Origin of the sequence: Nocardia sp. NPDC006982, from assembly GCF_042869435.1 — a bacterium.
Lineage (GTDB): Bacteria > Actinomycetota > Actinomycetes > Mycobacteriales > Mycobacteriaceae > Nocardia.
Genome location: NZ_JBIAFV010000006.1, coordinates 55,398 through 77,362 on the forward strand (window position 1 = coordinate 55,398; position 21,965 = coordinate 77,362).

The window sequence follows — 21,965 nt, forward strand, 5'->3', positions numbered from 1 at the left end:
GCTCAAAAATCAACCCTGATCACGACCGAATAGCTGTCATCGCCGCGCGAAGCAACGATGCGGAGCCTGAGCCGTCCGCTTCCCTGATCGTCGCGCGCGGGCGAGTACTCGATCGGATGAAGCCGGTCGCCGCATGAGTTGCGCATCGAGTGGCCATAGCGACAAAGTCTGCACGTTGTGACCATTGCTTCAGACGCGGACTGCCGACGCGGTCATGACTGCAGGTCACGGTAACGCCGGGCACTAACTGACTCAGGGTGACGCGCACACGGTCGAGTACGCCTTCGTCGAGTGAGTAGAGGAGCAAATGCCCGACGGACCGAGTTGCGGCGGCGCTCAATTCGATGTCGCCGTCGAGCGGACCCCAAAGCAGGCCGAGACCGAGTTCATCATCGACGATGCGGGCGATGCGGGCCTGGTCTGGTTCGAGACGCACATGCTGATCGCTGAGCGGACGAAGCAGGGCAGTGCACAGACGCAGACGCGCTTCCACGTCCGGGCACGCAGCACGGACGACCAAGTCTGCAAGGTCCAGGGCTATCGATGCCCGATTCACACTGACCCAGCGAGTCGCCTCAGCGCGCAAGTCGTCCAGCATCCTCCGGTAGTCGACCGGATCGGGTGCCGACCGGAGCACAATGTCCGCCAAAGCGACGATCCCGGCGAGGTCGCCGGGATGGAACCGACTGTGCGTCAATGCATTATCAAGAAAAAATCGAGCAGTAAGGGGAGCCGGCGTCCGATAGTTATCACTGTCGATGAATCCGCCGACAATACTCCACGCCCGTTCAACTCCGATATCGTTCAGTTGTCCGAGAGCTGTGGCTAGTTCCGAGTCAACCTCGAAGGCTGGCCGCCAGCCACGCCAGGGCTCTTCGCCGATGACAGCACGGAGTTCAGTGCCATCTGCGATGACGGTGACGAGGTCGAGCCACGACCCTGGCACCGCCCGTTCGATGACGGGAGTTGGTCCTACAGTGGTGTGACCAGGAGAACAGATCTCGGCATCTTCAGGCCCGGAGTCGGGAGCGACGGCCGTGGCTGACTGGGTTGCCAACTGCGCCACGGAGACAGAGTTCGCAGGGCCCGCGGTCTGATCTTCCGTCCGCGTCGTGGCAACGGATTCATCGTTAGACCTCGGTGCGGCCAACAAGAGCCCCGACATCAGCCCGCTGAATTCTGGGATGCCCTGAAAGTACGACAGGCGTTCGGTGTCACCTGCCATCGATGCGTAGATGGCCAGTACAACCAGGGCAGGGGTGCTGAAGTTGTCGATTGTTCCCTGCGCAAGCGTCGGCACCAATTCCCCACTTTCGCTGAGCGCTGATTGCGCGGCAGCGAAATCAGCGGATTCAACCGCAATCGACACGGTCGTCGTGTAGATGGCACCAAGAATCGCCTCTCGGACTGGCGCGGGGGGACCAGCGGCAACGACAGAATTTAGTTGCGGTAACCGCATAATTTCGCCGTGCTGACCGAGCCGGGAGAGCCTTTTCAGCATGAGATGGGTGTGGTTGGTACCGCTCAGTCCGCTGGCTGCCAACCTGTCAAGCAAAACAGCGGAGGAAGCATTGTCCCCGGCCGCAATCGCTAGATCGAACTCGGCCAGAAGTCGACCAAGGGGAGTCGGAGCCGACCAGGTCGACAAGGGCCGACGAGCGACGGTGTCGCGCATACGCCTGAGCGCTTGCCAAATGCCTTTGTGGATCTCAAGCGTGCTGGGGTATTCGAGAACAAAGACATTATTGTGTCCGGCGAATTCACGAACAGCGGTGTCTATGGGGTCGCCGTCGCGAAATGTATGCGGCTCCTGCACAAACTTGGCATAGCTCGGCCCCACGAACGCGGTCAACCATTCACGCACCACGCCCGTTTGGCGGGTGCTCCGGGGTATAACGTATACGATCCGTCGCCCTGAGCCAGGCTCCACGCGGGGTAGCACATAAGGAACGTCTGAATCCTTTAGAAACAGCCAATTCTGCAGCCAGGATCGAGCCTCCGACTCGGGATCCTGGTCCTTCCACGCCGAGTTTCCAGGTCCGATCAGAATATCGACAAGTCGGTCAATGGTTTCATCTGACGTCACCACTCACCACCAAATCTGTGAGCGAACTCAACTCTAGTACCGGCAGCAACCTGAGCGTCAACCCGATATTTCATCAGTTCATCGTTAATATTGATGCCCCGGTAGGTGAAGTTCATCGAACCGGTGAGTTGCCAATCCATACCGCAGAATGTTTTCTCGTGAATTGTTCTGTCGCGTATAACTTTCAAATTGACGGAGTCCGCACATCGCTCCAGGCGGGCGAGAAATATTTCGTTGTGCGAATCGGGCCGTGTCACTACGCCGAGACGTGTCCCTGATAGAGTCAATAAGCCGAGAACTTCGGATAACAAATATATTTTGTTGGATGGGTCCGAAAATGCGGTATCAAATGCCCCGCCGGTGTTGTCGATGGCGTCGACGTCACTGACCCATGGGGAGATCAACCACAACTCATCGCTCGGGGTCAATAGCTCGGAAACCAGGATCGTCGACAGCAGCGCGTCGATCCTTACGCCCGTCGTTTGACTGGTGCGCAGTTCGCGCTCATCGGTCACTGCGCGAACTCCCGTATCTCGACAATTGCATGGATAACACCGGAGCCACGCCGGACTCCGCGCACATGTCCGAATACGCGCAGTACGTCGCGATCGACCGCGAGGGTAGGCACCACCCGGATGGCGACCGTCAGTTCGCGTAACGAATCAGTCGGCGCGGCCAGTATGACGGCACCGCGGGTTCGCACCTCACGAATATAGGACTCGCGCCACCCGACGTTTGTGACATCGATGACTATCAGTTGTTCGCTGTGAGCAGCCTCAGCAAGCAAGCGATCCAAAAGCGCCGGTTCGGCGAACGGTTGATAGTGCTGCAGATGCTGAGACCGCGCCTCTGTACCGCGAGGCACCAGCAGGCTGTAGACCTGGTCGGTGCCGAATCGGGCTCGATCAAGGCCCGGCACGTTGAGCCCTCCAACCGCTACCAGGTAGGCGAAGATGCCAGCCTCAACCTCGAATCCGAGGTCGTGCTCGAGTCGATTCCACGCTGCGATCAACTCGACGACCATGCGGTCGGTACTGGCGTCAGTGCCGGGTCGCAGCACCCGTGCCGACAGAGCTGCGACGGCATTGCGGCGGGGCGCGCCGTCAAGGCTCGTCCACGCAGTACGCAGATCCTCTAGTGCCTGGTCAGCCTCGGTCGCAGAATTGGGATTCCGCAAGCGAGTCATAGCATTCGCCGCTGCTGAAAGTGGTTCATTAACAGCATGTTCGAGTAGCCGGGTGATGCTATCACCAACGTATTCGTGGTCACTGCGTCCCAATACTGCCTCGACAAGTCCCCAGAACCTGCGCGGGTCGGCCGAATACTGCTGAACGAACTGGGTGATGATGCCGAGGCCGCCTGACGACGTTTCGGTCAGCCACACTGTCGACGGGCCTCCTGGAACCTCCGACTCGAGTACATCGACAATCAGGTCGAGATCCTGCGCGTCCTGGCAGGTTCGCTGCGTTGCAGCCAGAATCGCGGCAGCGATGGTGTCGCGGTATGCGCGCTGGGCGAGTTCGGCGGTCAACTCTGCCACTTCGGCGCACCACAATAGGCGTCCGTTGCGGTCTAGGCTCTCTGTGACCGCTGGCTGGCGGCTCAAATCCGTCAGGTCCGCAACCAGCCCGCTTGGTGTCGTGGCGTTGTTGTCACCTCGATAGATGGCGTTGAGCACCTGATCGATTCTGCTCGCCCAGGCTCCCCGACTGAGTGCGGCATGGATATCCGGGCCAGTGGCACCTGGCGATTGCACCAGATGCAAAGCGTAGGCCGTCGTGTAGACCAGCGACAGCCAACGCCGCTGGAATACATTTGCGTGGTCGTCGAGCAGTGGATCGACGCGGACGGCTTCAGCGAAAGCCAGTCCACGCCACTGTGGCGAGTGCAGATGCGCGCGCACCGATTCGGCAGCCGTATCCAATGGAGCAACCACAAATCGAACTGCATCAACGGTCAGCGAGAAGCCGAGCGCGGCCGGGTTGTCCTGATATGTGTAGTCGACGACACTGTTCACACTTGTGCGGCCGTCGGTGTAGACCGTGTTACATGAGGCGCCGATCGTCATCCGCCGGACCTCGATCGGGTCGCCTGCAGCGCTTGTTGCAAACCCCACCGAGAGCACGCGGTCGTGCCAAGTGGAGGGTGACGGCACAGCCCCTTCATACAGTTCGTCGGGCACGACGAACTGTGAGTGCCAGCGGGGCGTGGCTTGTGCCTGGTCGGATATCTCGCGCGGTGGTTCGCTCAACACAATGGAGTGAGGGCGCAAAACTCGTACAGGGGAACCCCCCAGCGGGGTCCAGACGCCTTCGTCATCGAACTGCTGCACAAACATCGTTATGTCCATGGCACCTTGCGCAGCCGGATCGGGTAGGGGAACCCATGTTCGGTGATGAGCCCGCTGGTAGCCGTATCTGCGGCTCACCTTGCCCGGCACAGCCTCCCGCAGCGCATTCTCGATCGGCCGTGGATCCGGCTCTTCCATAAACGGAGCAGTCATCCAGGTTTCCGGCACATTGAGACCGTGAAAGAGAGTACGAGTCACAAATTCCGGTAGCACGCTGTCGGGTCGAGCCCCTGGATCGTCGACGTAGCTACGCCACCGCCGTTCCAGTCGGCGCAGCGCAGTCGGCACCACGCTCAGCAGTAGAGAACGCGGCGCGTCCCACATCAAAGCTCCGGCCTCATCCACTGAAATATCAAGAGCAGTGCACAGATGTGACCGCAATTCGGCCTGCGCATTCCGATCGGTCAGCAGGCGATTAAGTTGTTCGACTACCTTATCCGCACCCACCGAATCGGTGCTCTGACCACGCGCTGGCGCTCGTAGCACCTGCCGAGTATCGGTGCCGACACGTTGCGCGAGCCAGTCGAGCAGGGCCTGTGTGGCCTGGATCTTCAGCACGAACCGATTGGCTACGGGGAGACGGCGCGCTGGCAGTTCCGGCTCGAACAGTGTGTCGTAAGCCTGGTAGGTAAACCGATCGCGTCCGTAGTCGGAGAGGGTTACGACTGTCCATGGACGTGTGCCACGACGGCGGCCTGCACGGCCACGCCGCTGGATGAAAGCGGCGGCGTCCCGCGGAGCCTTGTGCTGAATCACCAATCCCACTCGTGAGTCGTCGACTCCGACCTCCAGTGAAGCGGTCGCGACCACCAGATCGGAGTCTTGGTCAACACCAGATGCCTGTGACGAAGTCAGTGAAATCTGCAGTCCGGGAGACCGTCCACCAGGGTCGAGTTCGTGCCCGATGCTCTGGACGAGATCCCAGGACTGGCCGTCGTCGAAACGTTCTCGATGCCAGGAGCCGTCCTTAGAGCGCAGTGTTGCCAGAGGAGCGGGAGTTGGTCCAGGCCGCCTGCCCCTCCGCGCGCCTTCCGCGTCGTTGAGATCGTGAAACAGACGATTGGTCACGTCCAAATCGTCGGTGAACACAAAGCCACGCGACCCGTGCAGAAATTCGCTTCCTCGTGTGTCGAGGGTCCTCGCGAATAGCATGGCCGCCTGGATCGTTGCGGACAGTGGGCTCACTCGCGATACGGGATCGACTCGGAGTGCTATGGAGTATTCACGTCCTTCTTCCTCCAATTCGTCGGATTTGGGTGCCAGATAGTCGACATCAGCGCGATCGGTTCCGGTCAGTTCCGCGAAGAACTCCGGTGCGTCACGCAGGGTTGCGCTCAGGCCGACGAACACCGGTGTACGCCGAGCCGCCGCTCGCCATCGACGCAGCAGTAGTGCGACTTGGGCGCCGTGCACTCCGGTGTAGGTATGCGCCTCGTCGAGCAGTACCAGAGACGGCGAGGCCGGGCCACGCCAACCCAACAGGGGCGCCAGGGTCGGGTCTGTCGAGTTTCGACTCAGCATTTCGGTGCTGGTGAACAGCAGATCTGGTGGATTGGCGGCAAGTTGGGCTCTGGTCAACACCAAGTTGTCCACGGTGTTCTTGCATCGACAGACCAGTACTTCATTGCCTCGTTGGCGATCTTCGTCGCGCCAAACCAGTTCACCGTCGCAGTGTGGGCATTTCAGGTACGGGCAGATCATTCCCCCGCCGGACGGAGTCCATGCTCTATTACGACCGACATTGCGACTATTGTGCGCAGTATCACCATAGAGCACTCCGATCCGTATCCTGCGAGCGCGATTGGCCTCCTGGACTTTGTTGACCTGTGCCGATATTGCAACGGCTTCCCGCAATTGATCCTTGAGCAACTCTATGCGCGGATACAGAGCCATCGTGTGTACGCCGGCGGGGCGCGTGCCCGCGCTTATCGCGATGTCAGTTAGCGCAGGAAGGTAGAAGGCCAAGGTTTTGCCGCTACCCGTGCCAGCGCCCACAATTACGGCGCGACCGGTCCTCCGGTTCAGGTGGCTCAGTACGGTAGCCGTGGCGTCGACTTGAAAACGAGCTAGATTCGGGTGCCGCAGTTGAGCTTTGGCGACAGTTGCGTGCCGCTCGGTCCAGCCGTCGAGTTCAGCGAGTTCCCTCAGTACTTCGGCCACCGGCACATCGCGGCGTGGGTACCGTCGCGGCGCAACGTGCAGTCGATAGTCGGCAACCAATGGCGGACGTTGCTGCCACCACCGTGAACCAGCCGGTTGAGGCGGCACAAACAACTGTCGCAGTGTGGCGGCCAGTCGGACAGTCTCGCCGAGGCGGGTGCGGTACCTGCGTGGAGAGGTTGCCGGCAACTCGAACAGGAGGGCGCGGGCAACCAGTTGCTTCAACACGTCCTCGGCCATGACAGCAGGTCCACTCGGCAGTAGTAGACGCTCATCGATGACGTTGATTACCTCATCACGTGAAAGCGCGCCCGTTGTGACACCCCAAGCCAGCAATGGCAACTCAAGATTCTCAAGTTTGTCGAGAACCTCAGACAAGAAGGCTTCGTCCTCTGTCACTGATCCTTCCGCCTTACCTCGATGATCCCACCCAACCCATTTTCTCTCAGTAACGCAATCTGGTCATTAGAGAGATCGTCCAGCGTTATCCCTTGGCGTAATTCCTCAAGAAGAACTCGCACTTGAACACCTAACTCAGGAAGGGCAGCAAATCGAGTAGACAATGCTGCGGAAAGATGTGCGAATCGCACAATATCTCCCTTAGAAGGAGCCTTGACCTTCGCCAACTTCTTGACCTCATCGAATTGTTTAGTAACCGATGCACGTTCAGTTGGATTCAGTACAGGTTTGCGATCGAAGTCGCGCGTCAGAGACTGCTGCCGTTCTTGAGCCCAATCCCCCCAACGCACCTGGAAAGTGGATGCAAGCCGCTTTGTCACATTGATTACGGTGCTTTGCGATCCTCTAACCGCCTCCGGAGTCGGTAGGCCCGTCGCGAAGGCACTGCGCTTCTCAAAGGTGTCGAGTCCGTTGCCATGGCCTTCGAGGGACACCGTCACCCCGTGGTTGCGGAGTTCTACCATCGCATCGACAACTTCTTCGAGCCTATCCAACTCGCTTATCAGGAGTTCGGTTGCCTTCGCGACCCGCCTGGCCTGGTCTTGATCCTTTTCCGATATGCGGATACCACGGGCCAATGCGGCGAGTTCCCGGGCCTTGTCCTGTATTGATTGACCGCTCACAGTGAACCCTTCTCGGCGATCGCCTTCCACTTCGAATGGGCATGGGTAATCAACTTTGTGGCCGTGTCCTCGGCTCTACCGCGCCGTAACTTTGCCTCTGCCACCTTCGTGGTGAGCCATTTGTCGGCAAGTCGCAGGAATTCGAGTATCTCGACGATTTCTCGGCCGCGATCGGTGGAGACCGCCTTGATCCGCGCTGCCCGCCACTTTTCGTCGCCGTCGGCTTCCAGCACGCGCCTCACATCACGCGTCAGTTCGGCGGTGCACTGCCAGTCAATCTGCTCCACACGCTCGACATGACTCCAGAACCCTGGCCCGTCATCGGGGCCAAGCGCTTCGGACTGCGCTTCCTCCAGGGCTTGCCGTATTTCCCGAATGGTGTCGGTGGAAGTAACACCGGCAGGAAGCCACTGTTCCAGGTCAGAATGGACTCGGCGCAGAGTCTCCCACTGCTCGTCGACCATCTTGCCGAACCTGCCCAAGCTGGCGGCTTTCACCGCCTGGGTGCACCACTTCGGAATCTCTTCTGGCGCCTGCCAATCCCACTCTGCGGACGCTTGACGAAGAAGTGGGAGCACCCGCGCGGCATCGATCATGCGAACATGCCCGTCGCCTCGGCGGATACCCACGCCATCACGCAGGGCCGCAACGAGTTCGGGGCGCTTCGCCCGATGCTTGTTCCACGCGTCAACCCATAGAGGCAGTCGCACGGTCGCGTCCCCGAGATTCCAGTCGGCGCCGTCATCGAACGCCACCGCCATCAACTCATGATCGGACATCCCGGGCCAGGCTCGACCGGCGAGCGCCGCACCGAGTAATGAGACTTGCAACCCCACACAGAGTTCGGCGTCACTGCTGCTTCGGTGAGACTCAACCCGTTCTTGCAGGGCTCGGTGGTACTGATCCGCAACATGGGCAAGTCGTCGCAGCGCCGCCGCGTTCCCTGGTTCCGATATCCCAGCTTTCACTGTGAGCAAGGACTTGAAGAAAACGGCGTTGGGGGCAGTCCTGTCGAATGTGATCGGAGCACTACGGGTGCCAGGTGCGCTCTCACCACCGGCGTCCTCAATGGACACGACCAGCGACGTGACGGGCCATGCCTTGTCCCGGACGCCCTGCAACGGTTCCACCGTCAACGGTTCATTCCATTGGCAGCGATTGAGAACGGCTTGACGAACGATCGATCGGATACCTGCAGCCGCATTCTGCCCAAGAGGCTTCCCGCTGTACCACGCGTCGATGTCTTGAAGTTGCCGACGGTAGGACTCGGTGCCCACGACGGCTGTGCGGGATTCTGACGGAACAGGCATGAGCGTCGGCTGAACCGAATCTCCCTGCTCGGGTGCAGTGAGCTGCGAGGCCGACTCTTGATCGATTGCAAGCGGAGCGATTCCGAACGCCTCGTGGATGGCAGGAGCGAGGTTCTGAACCTCGGTGGGGGCATCGCCCCAGAACTCCAACAGAACGACCCGCCGATTGGAGGTGTGGTCGTCGAGTGTTCCGATCACAGCGGCCACTTCGGGCATTAGCGGCCGTTCCTTGTCCGAGCTTGGGAACATCTCGACAAAGGTTGGTCCGGGGAATTCTCCGTTAACAATTTCGTCGTCACGAGACAGGACGGGGCGTATAACCTCACTGAGCACGGTGCGGGGGTTGAAAGCGTCGTCGGGACCGATCGGTGGTTTGCGAGCTCGGATTGCGCGCCGCAAGGAAGACCAGTTGAAGGGGAAAAGGCCATATCCCTTGGACGAAGCACCGAACGCCGAATGGCAGGCCACCTGGAATTGACAGTCGCGGCATCGGTTGGGCGGTGCCGTTCCCCCACCGACCCCTGCCGCCTCCAGTGCATTTGCTCCCACTCGTGCGGCATTCAAATAGCCACCGACAAACTCGATGATGCTCTGCCGACCATTCGTTGAATCGTCGAGGGTGACGTCCAAGTCGTAAACATACGGTGTGGTCGCTCGTACTCGGGTCAGGACAGTTTCGTCGAGCCGCTGATAGTAACCGGGAGTGACAGCCATCAAGGTTCGGACCGGGGCTAGCACGGTACGACCTTCGCGGACTCCGACCTCGATGAGCGCATCGAGCAGATCACGTTGAACACCTTGGATGACGGCGAAGTCCTCGATGAGAAGAACGATCTCCTTACCCTGGCTCAGGTACTCCTTCCGGATGGTCAGCATCGCGTTCTGGAGCTTGCCATGACCAAGATCGAATACGGTCTGGACAGCCTGGGAAAGCTGTTCTGTGAGCAGATTTGCTGCGGCTTCTTGGAGGGGAGCGCGCCCCTGCAGATGAGCGAGGAGTGGGCGTGCACCAACTGACACAATGCCGACGTCGGCGATCTGCGGAAGGTCATAGACCGTGAACTCGGTTGGACGGTCGGATTCGCCATCTCCACGATCGTCGAGGAGACTCGCGGCCAGCCGCGGAACTAGTCTTCCCGCAGCCATCAGATGGTCCTGGATAGATGGATCGCGGAGCAAGGTACCGAGTTTGCCCGGTCCAATGAGCGATCTGCGGTAGCGGTCACCGGATGGCTCCGCGTGCTCGATTGCCTCAGCGAGGGCATTGAGTAGCCGACGTTGCAATGTGTCGATATCCAGTGTCCTGGCGAGATCGTCCACGCGTTCTCGAAGACGATCGAGCGCAGGGCTGTCGACATCCGGTTGATTGAGCAGGACATCGATCAGACCCCGAAGACTGGTCATGGATTTCGGCACATAAATGACCGCACGTCGGGAGTCAGACTTGGTCTGCTCAGCGATCCAGCGAACCAGATGAGACTTGCCGGAGCCGGACTCACCGATGACAGGCATCAGCAAGACTCCATTCACGGGCTCACGTTCCAGAAAGTCCCGTTGTACCTCCTCTTCGCTGACCTCCTGGACCGTGTCATTTTCTCGCAGATCTGGGTGCCTGCGCCGGATCCGTAACGGTACATGGGTTGCGAAGAAGACCTCCGCAGACGGGCTGACTGCTTCGGTGTTGAGTGTCGAGATCGCTGTCTGCGCCGTCCAGCACAGATTGTTTCGTATGTCGAATGCTGTGGTCACAGGCTCGTGTCTCCGATCTCGATCAACGCGACACCCCGGACACCTCCGCGGCCTGCTGGATCCACGAGTTGCACTGTGTTACTTGCATCCGACTGAACTGTCAGCTTCAACGCCCCGCGGTCGTGCCCATCGAGCAGTGCCCACGACAGCACAGGCGACACATCGCCTGAGCCGGAGGTCAGTTGCATGGCCCGGCTGAACTCACCCCCAGGTAGAACGGGCAACGCTTTGATCAGTTCGTCGATGACGACACGCACCGGCACGACGTTTCCTGGCTTCCAGGTTGCCCCGATAGTCCGCCGGACCGCGGTGCTGCAGTCCGGAACCAATGCTGCCGGACCCCCTTCCTGCAGCAGTGGTGTCGCCGCGAATCCCAGGGCAACTGCCCAGTAGGTGAATAGATTCCACCGCGACTGATTGGTGAACACACCGCGAAGTCCGGCAGGCAGAGCGTCCTGCTGTTGCTTCTCGAACGTGTGCGTATCGACGGGTTGGTCGCATGGGCGAGTGAGAAACCAGCAGAGGGCCCGAATGAGGTCCTTACCGCTAGTCAGCGAAGGGTCGCCGACCAATTCCTCGCTGGTTGTTCGGCCCAGCGTGCGTTCGCGCAGGAGATCGAAGAATCCCTGCGGGTCGCCAGGATCAAGTGAACGGGCCACGTCGGTCAGCACAAGCTCTTCACCTTCTGTCCGAAAGACACCGAGTTCGGTGCCGATCTTGACGACCTTGCCGAAGACGTCTTCGGTGTCGTGTCCGTCTTCGAAGAGCGATGGTGGGCTCAACAATGCTCGTGCCACGTCGATCTTCTGCCGCTTCCCGCGAATCGACAACAAGTGCCGGGTCGTCGCCCACAGTGGCCTGGGCTGAGGTGCCGCGGTGTTGATCAAGGCCGTCATTCAGAATTTCCTCACAAGGAGATCGAGATCGATAGACTTGCGCATACTCCGCAGCGGAAGATGTGGTCGCTCCGGATCGGCCAGGCTGGCGGGGTGGATGAGATACGTCGGGTCACGACCGCGCAAGCGGGACAGCACGGCTGCCGGTAATGTCCGATCGGTCGCCGAAGCGAACCACAGGATGGGGCAGCCGCTGTGTTCCACCAAGTCACTGTCGTCATCGACGATGACCGGATGACGACCGGCGCGATCCTGCGCCTCTGATACCAGGTCGAGCGTCAGGCCCGGACCGGCAACAACCGCCGATCCCTGCCGCGCGAGCCACGCGATCAGTTCCGGGGCATAGTCAGTGAAGGCGTGCTGATCGGTCCACGGGATACTCAACACCGAACTCGGCTGGCGATAGCAAGCAAGTGGGTCGACTGCATCCGGCCATTGTGCGCAGTCCGGCCATGGATCGGTCGCCGAGCGCCGCATACCGCTGTCCTGCCGCAACGGTTGTGTACGGCGGCACCGCGGGCAACTGCGACAGTTTGCCGCTGTCCGCAATATTCCGCCGTTTCGTTTGAGTTCGTAGTAGTCGGCCAGACAGTCTGCAACACAATCATTTCCACTGATTAGACGGTGCAGCTGAGCGAGAGCCCTCTCTTGCTCGCGCTGGACCGAATCGCGAACTGCGTGCATCACACGCTGGAAGTGTCGCTCGTCGTTGACCTTGGCGTGGTGTTCGGTAACGAGCCGCACTTCTCCCGGAGTTGGGTCACCACGGCGCACTTCCTGCGCGTCGGAGACATTGAAGGTCGTAGGCGATTCCACGGTGATGAGCTGTGCACGCTCCATCAAGTTGAGTAGCCGCAGGTTCCAATCGAGGTTGCTCTGGCTTTCCCTGGGAAGTTCCGGCCTGTAGCGGGTGAGATCGATTTCGATGCGCCCATCCTGCCGGGTGTCGGCTGTCAGACGCATTGTGCGCCAACGGTTCCAGGCTAGATCAGGGGTCAACAGGATTTTGCGGTTGACCGACTTTGCCATGCCGGCGTCTTGGGGAGTGGTTGCCAGATATGCGATCGAAGCCCTGCCGTCTCGGCCGCCACGCCCCACCTCTTGGTAGTAACGATCGATAGTTTCAGGAAGGCAGGCGTGAACGACCGAGCGTACGTCGGGCAGGTCGACACCCACCCCGAACGCAGATGTGGCGACAATGAGGTCGTAGCTCGTGGGAGTCGCTGTGCCATCGGCATCTTGACCGCGCCAGCCTCGAAGGATCTCTCGCCGCTCGCTCTCAGTCGACTCACCTGTCATGGTCGCCACACGCGAATAGCCCTCGGCGAGGAGGCGTTGATGCCACTGGTGGACGTCGCTTTTCGCCACCGTGTACAGGATCAGAGGTCGAGGCAGCCGAGCGACTGCGGTCATAACTGCGTTGACCCGATCGCCATGCGACCGAAAGGATTCCACGAAGTACGTCGGCTCTCGACGCGTATGCGAGGCCCACACCACTTCCACAGGGCCAGGATCACCGAAGCTGGCCTCCAGCGCGGTGACCTGATAGGGGGTAAGGGTCGCGCTCATCGCGACGGTAACGACACGGTGTTCAGGCGGTGCGACCGCCAACCAGTGACGACGTCGCGTCGCAATCGCCTGGAAGTGTGGTCGGAAGTCGTGACCCCACTGGTCGATGAGATGGGCTTCATCGATGACCAGATGTGTCAGATAACCGAGGCCAGCAGCCTCCTCGAGGGACGCACTCAAGCCTGAGTCGACAGCTTCCGGCGAGGCAACGACAACCCGCTGACGTCCGCTCCGAATATCGTCGCGGATCGCCTGTTTCGACACCAGGTCGAGGCCACCGGTATACGCGTACCGTTTGACCGCGCCGGGCGTATCTCCGACGCTGATGAAGTGATTCCGTAGGCGCCGCTCCATATCGAGGGCCAGGACAACCGTGGGAACCACGACGAGTGCCACTCCCCGGGACTGGGTCGCTGGCAGAATGGCCGACCAGACCACTTCTGTCTTGCCTTGTCCCGTCGGCAAACATGCGATCACAGTCGCCCCACTCGGCGCTGTTGCCAGCGTTCGGGCAGCCTGCCGTTGCCCGCGCGACTTGTACCCGACGAACTCAGGGCCGAGCGCTTTCAACCAAAAGGGGTCGGCACGAAGGTCGTCCAGTGGCGCGGTAGCGCCGCCGTACACCTGACGGATGTCATCACCTGCAGCTTCGTCAGGACCAGCGCTGAAACCAGGCCACCACCAGACCGCATGGATCTTTAGACCGTCGCCGACCGACAGCGTCTCGCATCCACCGGCACGCCACTGCTCAACTGTCGGCAACTCGGTGGTCGCTGGAACCGTCAGGCTCAGGGCTTGGTTGTGAAGGGCATCAAGCTCCAAAAGGATCTGCCGTGTAAGCGCAACAATGTCTCGACGGTTGCTCATGCCAAAGCGACGTCCTGCCAAAGCGTCGCGCAAGCGGCGAGTCGTACCGTTGAGTTCCTGTGCTGGCTCAATTTCCGGCCACGAATCCCACAGTCGTTGGGCAGCGCCCCAGTCGGCCGACGTAGTCACCCAAGCTCCATCTTGTCTCCGCCGATGATGCACGTCGCCGAGACGACTCGGATTCGGGGCTGCCTTAGTGCTGCGGCTATTCGATCCGAAACGCGAACATCCTCCAAATAGCTTTCGGTATCCGTAACCAGCCGACCTGCAGTTCGACGCGCCATGGCCTGCGCGCGCCGAATGGCCAGCTGTCGACGGGCCGCCTGATAGGCCTGCTCAGCCTGCGAACGAACGTTTTCGCGTCGGGCAAATTGCTGAACGGCGGCCTGCTCGGCATGCCGAGCAACTGCCGCATACTCATTGACGCTCCCGAAGACTCCGATCAGTGCGCCGGCCCGAGAAGGGTTCAGGTTCAGATCCCCCCTCTGAGGGTTGTAACGCGCGGTGAGCCATCGCAGCAATGCGGGATCTGCGACTTCATCATTGGCCCCCGAGCACAGCCAGATTTGTCCCATGAACGGCGGCAGAAACCAGTCGGCTTGTCGACGCAGGGCCTGCGCGACCCCCGGCTCCGATCCAGCCAGTTCAAGTGCATTGCTGACATCCGCTTCGGCCACCAGGTGGAAGCCGAAATACACGTTGGGGTCATCGAGGCGGCCTGGCCGCCAGAACGCCGAGGCCTGACCGCGATCGTCGACCTCGATGACTCGGGCCAGGTGATCAACGAAAGGATTGCCCAGCCGGAACAATCTGGTCTCCGGAATCCGCAAAGCTACGTTACGGTTGAACGCCCCGCACCTACTCTCACGCGGAACTCCGGAGTGTGTGTTTCCACGCTGACCAGAGGCGAATCTCGCGAGGAGCATGGGCGACACCAATGGGGCTTGCTTCAGGTTGACGCCGAACTCGATAATTCGGCCGTCCTCGTGCATCGTTTCAGTGAATCGCAGACCACCCTCGTTGCCCAAGAACCGCCGCATGTGCGCCTCAAAGGTGGACCACTCACTTTCGATGTGGTTGACGCGCTGGGCAATATCCTCACCGAAGGTCGCATCCTGCACCGCGTCGATGGCATCCATAGCGTCGATCTCTCGCCGCTGCCTGGCCAGCGTGTCGCTGATGTGTTGAGCTCGCCGCAGCATCGCATGAGGGCCCTCGCACAGACCCACCGACCACACATCGTCTTGCAAGTCGTCCAGGCAATCCTGCAAGGCCGACAGAGATCCATCGAAAGCGCCGAATGCCGACACGAGGAGTTCGAGCCATGCGGCGGCGAAACTCTCCTCCGCACGTCCCATCGGGTCGGCGAATTGCCGTGCAGGTTGACCGGTCCCCCCGAGTGCGCCTGCGAACCGATCGACTCGGCCGAGTCGCTGTTCGAGTCGATTCGGCGACCATGGCAGCCGCATGTTGATCACGAGGTCGGCATCCTGGAGATTGATGCCTTCTTCACCGCTGCCGTCGACAACGAGTGCTCCACCGTCGTTGCGCCACTCGCACAACTGTTTGTCAATGGTCGCCGCATCCAGTCGATGGGTGTGCTCGTGTACCCGTGGGCCATCGTCAGTTGTAGCCAGTATGTCCGCAATCTTGATAGCCATCTGGCCTCGACCGCAGAACACCACGGCACGGTCGCTGCGCCGAAGTTCTACATGGAGTCGATCCATCACGGCCTCGCTGCAGGGCAACTCCTCTACACGTGCCAGGATTTCCGACTCGAACGGCAGGACCGGTGCCGCTGCCAGGAAGCCAGCCTCGATCGAGTCGAGGTCGGCTCGTTGCCGAGACCGTTCGTCACCGATGATCCGCCACCGCAGTGCATTCAGCAGGTCATCCGAGAGTTCGTCGGTCCGTGACACCAGGACAGCGAGTACACGTCCGTACGCCGCCTGCCGAGTATCGCGGGCCGATTCCGTCGGATGATCCAGCAGCCACTCCGCCACCCGCTGCTGCCAGTCCAAGAGCAGGGTCAGCGCAGATTCGGATCGATCTGTTCCGATTCCGATCTCGCGGGGGCGTCGCCGGCCGGTTGCCTCGAAGACGGGCAGTTCATCATTCGTTGTCCCGATAACCGTTGCTCGTCGGTATCGCACGATTCGCCGGTGCAGCCGATACGTCTCACCGATATGCGCTCGGAGGGCCTCCACGGCCTCGTGCAGTTCGGGACGAAACGTCTCGTCGCGCAGATCGCCGTCCTCAGTGAGCAGATTGGTGATCCCGCTGGCCAACTCGTTGAACCGCGGGTCAGGCGGCAACAGGTCACGAACAGACCCGATCGTATCCTCTAGGAGCAGTTCAAAATTGGCGTCCAGCCCGCTGACAGCCTCAGCCAGGGCCCGGCGATCGTTGAACCGACGAACGAACTCGGCACGGCTGTCCCAACGGTAGAGGTCCGGATCGAGCAGGTGCAACAGGGCGAGGTGAACGTCGGGCCGCGCGATGGCCGGGGTCGCTGACAGCAGCAGCAAGCGTGGGACCGAGTGCGCCAAACCTACAAGTTGTGGATAGGAATCGACGCGAGGATCGCCAGAACGTGTCAACTGATGTACTTCATCAACTACTACGAGGTCGAACCCGTGGTAGTTGCGCCACTTCTCCGGAGTTTCGTGAGCTGAAATTTTGAGCACGCTAGCTGGGAAGTCGTCCACAAAGAACTTGGTCTTCAACTCCTGGAGCCACTGACGACGCAGGAAGTCGGGAACGATGACAGCAATCCGGGCGGTCGGATTATCCAGCAGGTGCTGGCGGATGATCAGCCCAGCTTCGATTGTCTTCCCGAGTCCGACCTCGTCGGCGAGCAGATAGCGCTGGACGGGATCCGATAGCACTGTCAGCGCGGCCGCAACCTGATGAGGGTAAACCTCGACCGCCGATGAAAGGACTGCCGGAAAACTGGCACACGCCGACCGCTGCTTCACCAGACTTGCGAGCATCGGTAACCGCGCGTCCCGGAAGTATGCGGACTCGTTAGCACCAGCCGCAAGCACCTCAACCGGCGACGAGACCGGGCGGTCCCACCGAACCCACAGTTGGGCCAACGGCACGCGAGCCTCGGCACCGTTGGGGAATCGGACCCAGCATATAGATCCGTCGGCCTCATCGACACGACCAGCAGTCCAGACCCCGGTGTCCGGATCCTTCCAAAAAACCCGGGTCTGCGCGTCGAGTTCGACACTCCTACAGTCGTTTACCGGCAGCCACCACGACTGCGCCACAGGGTTGGCGGCAGAGTCGAATGCCTCGACGCGCACCGTGTTGCCTACTTGTTCTGCGACACGGCCGATCCCCGGAATCGAATCGTGCAGCACAAACTGACCGACCGCAACCTCACCCCACCCTTTGAGTGACACGCCGTTCAGAGTACTGCCCGTCGCCGACACAAACGGGCGGTGACGGGCAATCGACGAGCGATGTCCTAGCGTCGAGCGCGCAAGGCCCCAGCGAGCGCCTTGGTGAGCAACTTGATGTCAGTTGGGGTGTTCTGCAACGAATTCCAACGCCGCTGATCATCCGGGCCGAGGTCCCACGTGCCCGAAGTCCAGGCTGTGACATCGTGCAGAGTCGCCAAGCGGTGTTCGATTCCGGCATCGGGCAACTCGTCGGCGGTGTACCGGTCGGTCACCGTGTCCATGACGTAGCCCAGAGCCTGAATCCCGACTCCGTGTGTGAGCCGCGACTTTCGTGGCGGCAACTTCCACTCGATCGGCCAGGTACTCTCGACCAATTTCCAGAAGATCTTGAGGTGCAGCACCATCTGCTCCACATCACCTGAACCGTCCTCGGGGTTGCGGTATTGGTAGAGCGCGCCGTCGTAGAGGCTGTTCTCGATCATCTTCAGGACGCTGTTGTCCTTGATGTAACCATCGGGCGAGGTCGGGGTGGCGATCGCGCCCTGGAACGGGCTGTCCGTGTCGATGTTCAATCGGGTCATCAACTCCGCGGGCAGTTTGCGCCTGGCGTACTTCGGTGGCAGGTAGCCTGCCGAGTCCGGCAGCAACTCGTGAATAAGTCCCTTGGGCAGTGGTTTGGTGTTGTTGACGAGGATGAACTGTGAGCGCTGCTCGTCCTGTCCTGTGGCAATGAATGCGACTGCAGCAACGGGGAACTCGTCGATGTCGGCGTCTCGGATTGCGGCGATTCGTTGTTGCCCGTCCACGAGCAGGCCAGGCTTGTCGGCTTCGTCGAGTGTCTCATCGACTGGGATGATCAACTCGCCTATGGATGAGTAGTCGATGTCACTGCGTCGTTGACTCGGTTCGAACCGGACGCGGGTATCGAACGCCAGCACGACGGCATTCGGCAGCATCGCCTCCGGGGATTCGATGTAGCGCTGGATCGCTCGGATATGACTGAGCACCTCGGGGCGCTGGTAGCCGTCGAGATCTCCGTGATCAGTCCGTCGTACGCGCGACACCGTGGTGAAGTCGTGCAGGCGTTTGCCATCGATTGCGAAGCAGTAGATGCGCCTCTCTCGTTGTCGCACTTCAAGTGCCGGCACCCTGATCTCGTATCGGTCGGCCATAAGCAAACTCCTTCTAGGACTCCGGCAATGGTTCGGTGTGCAACGTTCTCATCTTCTCGGCGAGAACCGACAGGTTATGAAACCCGCGTCGCTTGTTCCGCTCGGTACCTCGGAAGATCACCATCTCGATGCCGTGTTTCGCGCAGAGCCCGCAGAGACACGACTGCCAAGCCGCATCCTTGAGGGTGCGGCGGTAGGCGTCACCGTAGCTCTTTTTGACGCCGACTATCTTCTCGTAGGTCAGCACACGGTCGAGCGCGTCGGTCAGGCTGCAACGGCCAGCATCGAAGGCACGCAGCGCATTCAAACACTCGCGCTCGGCCTTGACCGCGTCACGCTGGGAGACGTGCCCCGCGAGTATTGCGCGTTTGAGGGTGACATTCCCGTCAACCTGCGGAACCCTGATAGCGGTGTAGGTGCTCGATTCGGTATGGAAGTTGTCCCGATCATCCATGAACGACTGGCGGAACGCAGATGTGCTGTCGAAACTCGTTACTCCCAGCGCCTCGAATTTTCCAATCGCATCCAGTCGAGTGATCCCAAGTAGGTGCAGTTCGGTATCAACCGCGCGGACGAGGTCGATCGCGCGCAAACAATCCAGAATATCCGGGGTCCTCAACGGCACCATGCCGCCCAGAGCTATGCGCCTGTACCCCATTTTCTGCAACTCGGACACACTGTCCGCGTAACTGGCAGGATCCCACCCCTGGGCAGCGCCAACCGGTTCCAGTCGCGTTTTCCGGTCGATGACAGCCGACAGAAATTTCTCAGCATAGCGCAGAGAGATCCGCCGCCGTTCTATCCATTCGTCCGGCGTCGCATCCGCGGTACCCGGCCGTTGATAGCCGAGTATGATGTGGTCGATACTAACTCCGGCGTCAAATCCGCATTCCTCGTAGAAGTCGAGTACCTCGTCGACCGTATAAGGTGGTTCACGTTCGTCAACGTAGTTGAACGCACCACAGTCGCCCAGTGTGGCGATATCGTCAGATAAGCGGAAGAACCCCCTGACTCCCAGCCTGTAGAGGCGATGCCGCTGCGGCATCGAGTATTTTCCAGCACCGCGCATCGAACCATCGACGATGGCTTTCGAAACGAGGATCCCATCGTAGGCGGGCGCGATCAACACCTCATGGGCGTAAAGATCATCCCGCTGACGTACGCGGGTCGGCGAGTATTCGTCATGGATAAAATCGTATGTTGGACTGACCAGGTCTTGACTGTCTGGAAAATAGAATTTCACGGCATACCCGCCCGCGCGTCCAGATACACCCGAATCAGATAGTTAGACAGTTCTTGTATGTGCTTGTGCACGTTTTGGACCTCATTCCATCGCAGACCATTCTCATCCCAGATACCCGAGGTCCAACGGCAATATGGTGCCACAAGCGCGAGATGCTGTCGAATTATTTCGGGGGCGTCGGGGCGTCGCGCATCCACTGTTCCCAGTATTCTGTCCATCAATCGCCCCATTGCACGAATTCCTGCGCCGTGCATAAGGCGGCTACGGCTGGCGGGCTTGCCCCATGCTTCAGGAAATGTATCCCGCACAGCCGTCCAGTACGTGATTAGGGCGTGAATAATTCCGTCGAAGTCGGTCTCATTCTGACGAACATCCCTGTATGGATACAGACAGCCGGAAGAGGACGTGAGACTTTCTTGGATCATGTCAACGACTGCAGTATCGGTAATTACCGCTTTGCCGCTGGCACCTTTCGCTGTCGATGTACGTTTGATCATTCCACGCATTGGTGACCGCTCATCAACATTTAGCACATCACATAATTCTGACGGCGCTTTTCGTAATGCCAGTCGAGGTGGAAGTTGCCGGTCCACTTCAGGCAACAACTCTGTGACCAACCCACGCGGAAGCGGCTTCGTGTTGTTCACGCGAATGAACTGGTCACGCTGCAACTGCACCGATTCGGCCACGAATGCGGTGACAGCGACGGGGAAGTCCCTTTTCTTAGCCTGCGAGAGGGCCACAGCGCGTTGCTGGCCGTCGACGATCCATGCTGGTTTGGGACGACCGGCAGATGGTAGCGGAATAGTGACTGTTCCGGTGATCCCCAACTCGTCACCGGGTATACGGTTGCCCCGAATGGCGTGGAACTGCACTTGTGCGGACAGCGCCATGATGATCGGGTTGGGAAAGATCGCGAGGTCGCTGTCCAGATAGTCGATGATCTCTTGGATGTGTCGACGAACTTCCGGTCGCTGGTAGCCGATCAGCTTGCCGGCCTCATCGCGACTGACTCTGGAGATATCGGCGATCTCGAGGATTTCTTCGGCCTTCAGTGTGAACACATACAGTGGGTACTTCTCTGTCTGCGCGAGACAGAGCGCGCGCCGCCGTAGGCAGTGCTGGTCCTTAGTCGCCACTAGTCCTCTACCTCCCCTGCAATCTCGTGGTAGAGCTGCTTGAATCGTCCTTGCTCACACGACTGGCCCGAGTCTCGCAGCTGACGCAGAAGCCTGGTTGCACTTGATTTTTCAGCATCGCGATGGGAGCGGATGTACTCGCGCACCGCATTGTCGGACAGGCGGACCCCCGGTGCTCGACGGCTGGTGTCAGGTGGAGCGGTGTCGACAGCATGCAGCGCCACCGCGCGAAGGTTCTCGCGGCTGAGATCGCCTCCGTTTGCCACCGTTTGCGACAGCAGGTGAGCGGCAGCGCGCGCGTGTAGGGCGTGAAGGCTCCCCCCGACGACCGAGCGCAGACGTGCTGGAATCGGAATGATCGTCTCTTCCAGTCCATGTGCTTGCATGTTCGGGCCGATGACAACAAACTTGTCCGCGGATCGCAAGAGGCCAGCGGCGGCGCGAAGATCATCCGCGCATGCGGGCAGGTAGGTATTGGACAGAACCGCCACGATCGTCGCATTCGGATCCTCACGAGCCAGGTCCGCGAAAGACCGGGGTTTGTCGGCGCTCGGGCCAGCCCAATCAGTTAACCGCTGCCACCATTGCCGGGATTCGAGCTTGTCCCGACCCACCGAATCCTTGGTCCCGATCGAAAAAGTCGCTGCGTACGGGTGGAGATAAGAGTCGACATCGACAAGCCCGTAGCCAGCCGAGCAGACCCATAACCGGGCCGAAGCGCCGACCAGCGCCGGAAGGCCACACGCAATGTTCCAGTGCTCGCCACCATAGAGATCGTGTGCGCGGACAGTCGGCGGTTCGGCAGTGAGCCGACGAGTCCATTCGGCGAAGCGCAACCCTTGTCGTTGCTCGCGCAAGTTCCCCAGTCTCAGGTTTTCGGGAACGACTTGCCTTTTGCGGTTCGTGCAGGTGACCACGATATGGACCGTCGA

At 60.3% G+C, this 21,965-nt stretch carries 12 protein-coding genes; all 12 read right to left on the minus strand.

The genetic code is table 11. The annotated features are described in order from the left end of the window. Nucleotides 1–19 precede the first annotated feature (19 nt). From dpdD to ACFYOW_RS24525, 12 genes are read right to left on the minus strand one after another with little or no spacing between them, the layout of a single operon-like run. The gene (gene dpdD, locus ACFYOW_RS24470) at nucleotides 20–2,089 is read right to left on the minus strand and encodes a protein DpdD (RefSeq protein WP_387291531.1); all 2,070 of its coding nucleotides are present in this window, start codon (nucleotides 2,087–2,089) and stop codon (nucleotides 20–22) included. Beyond that, nucleotides 2,083–2,601 carry a phospholipase D-like domain-containing protein DpdK gene (gene dpdK, locus ACFYOW_RS24475; protein WP_387291533.1) on the minus strand — a complete coding sequence of 173 codons (519 nt, stop codon included), beginning with the start codon at nucleotides 2,599–2,601 and terminating at the stop codon, nucleotides 2,083–2,085. Before dpdK ends, dpdD begins: the two co-directional genes overlap by 7 nt. Beyond that, nucleotides 2,598–6,995 carry a protein DpdJ gene (gene dpdJ, locus ACFYOW_RS24480; protein ID WP_387291535.1) on the minus strand — a complete coding sequence of 1,466 codons (4,398 nt, stop codon included), beginning with the start codon at nucleotides 6,993–6,995 and terminating at the stop codon, nucleotides 2,598–2,600. Before dpdJ ends, dpdK begins: the two co-directional genes overlap by 4 nt. Beyond that, entirely contained in the window at nucleotides 6,992–7,678 is a 687-nt protein-coding gene (locus tag ACFYOW_RS24485; RefSeq protein ID WP_387291537.1) for a hypothetical protein, read from the minus strand. The genes dpdJ and ACFYOW_RS24485 overlap by 4 nt, the downstream gene beginning before the upstream one ends. Next, nucleotides 7,675–10,737: a protein DpdH gene (dpdH, locus tag ACFYOW_RS24490; RefSeq protein WP_387291538.1), complete on the minus strand. Its 3,063-nt coding sequence runs from the start codon at nucleotides 10,735–10,737 to the stop codon at nucleotides 7,675–7,677. The genes ACFYOW_RS24485 and dpdH overlap by 4 nt, the downstream gene beginning before the upstream one ends. After that, nucleotides 10,734–11,633, minus strand: coding sequence for a protein DpdG (gene dpdG, locus ACFYOW_RS24495; RefSeq protein ID WP_387291540.1), 900 nt, complete (start codon nucleotides 11,631–11,633; stop codon nucleotides 10,734–10,736). The genes dpdH and dpdG overlap by 4 nt, the downstream gene beginning before the upstream one ends. Beyond that, nucleotides 11,634–14,198, minus strand: coding sequence for a protein DpdF (gene dpdF / locus ACFYOW_RS24500; RefSeq protein WP_387291542.1), 2,565 nt, complete (start codon nucleotides 14,196–14,198; stop codon nucleotides 11,634–11,636). After that, nucleotides 14,195–17,509, minus strand: coding sequence for a protein DpdE (dpdE, locus tag ACFYOW_RS24505; protein WP_387291544.1), 3,315 nt, complete (start codon nucleotides 17,507–17,509; stop codon nucleotides 14,195–14,197). Before dpdE ends, dpdF begins: the two co-directional genes overlap by 4 nt. 35 nt (nucleotides 17,510–17,544) lie before the next feature. Continuing rightward, the gene (gene dbpB / locus ACFYOW_RS24510) at nucleotides 17,545–18,651 is read right to left on the minus strand and encodes a DGQHR domain-containing protein DpdB (protein ID WP_387291546.1); all 1,107 of its coding nucleotides are present in this window, start codon (nucleotides 18,649–18,651) and stop codon (nucleotides 17,545–17,547) included. 13 nt (nucleotides 18,652–18,664) lie between these two features. Beyond that, nucleotides 18,665–19,894: a tRNA-guanine transglycosylase DpdA gene (gene dpdA, locus ACFYOW_RS24515; protein WP_387291548.1), complete on the minus strand. Its 1,230-nt coding sequence runs from the start codon at nucleotides 19,892–19,894 to the stop codon at nucleotides 18,665–18,667. Continuing rightward, nucleotides 19,891–21,033, minus strand: a complete 1,143-nt coding sequence (dbpB, locus tag ACFYOW_RS24520; RefSeq protein ID WP_387291550.1) for a DGQHR domain-containing protein DpdB — start codon at nucleotides 21,031–21,033, stop codon at nucleotides 19,891–19,893. The genes dpdA and dbpB (ACFYOW_RS24520) overlap by 4 nt, the downstream gene beginning before the upstream one ends. Further along, a complete protein-coding gene (locus ACFYOW_RS24525; protein ID WP_387291552.1) occupies nucleotides 21,033–21,950 on the minus strand; it encodes a hypothetical protein in 918 nt (305 codons plus the stop codon). The genes dbpB (ACFYOW_RS24520) and ACFYOW_RS24525 overlap by 1 nt, the downstream gene beginning before the upstream one ends. Nucleotides 21,951–21,965 lie beyond the last annotated feature (15 nt).

Coding starts and splice junctions, on each gene's coding strand:
- dpdG (WP_387291540.1), bottom strand. CDS start 11,633: ATGACGGCCTTGATCAACACCGCGGCACCTCAGCCCAGGCCACTGTGG.
- dbpB (WP_387291546.1), bottom strand. CDS start 18,651: ATGGCCGACCGATACGAGATCAGGGTGCCGGCACTTGAAGTGCGACAA.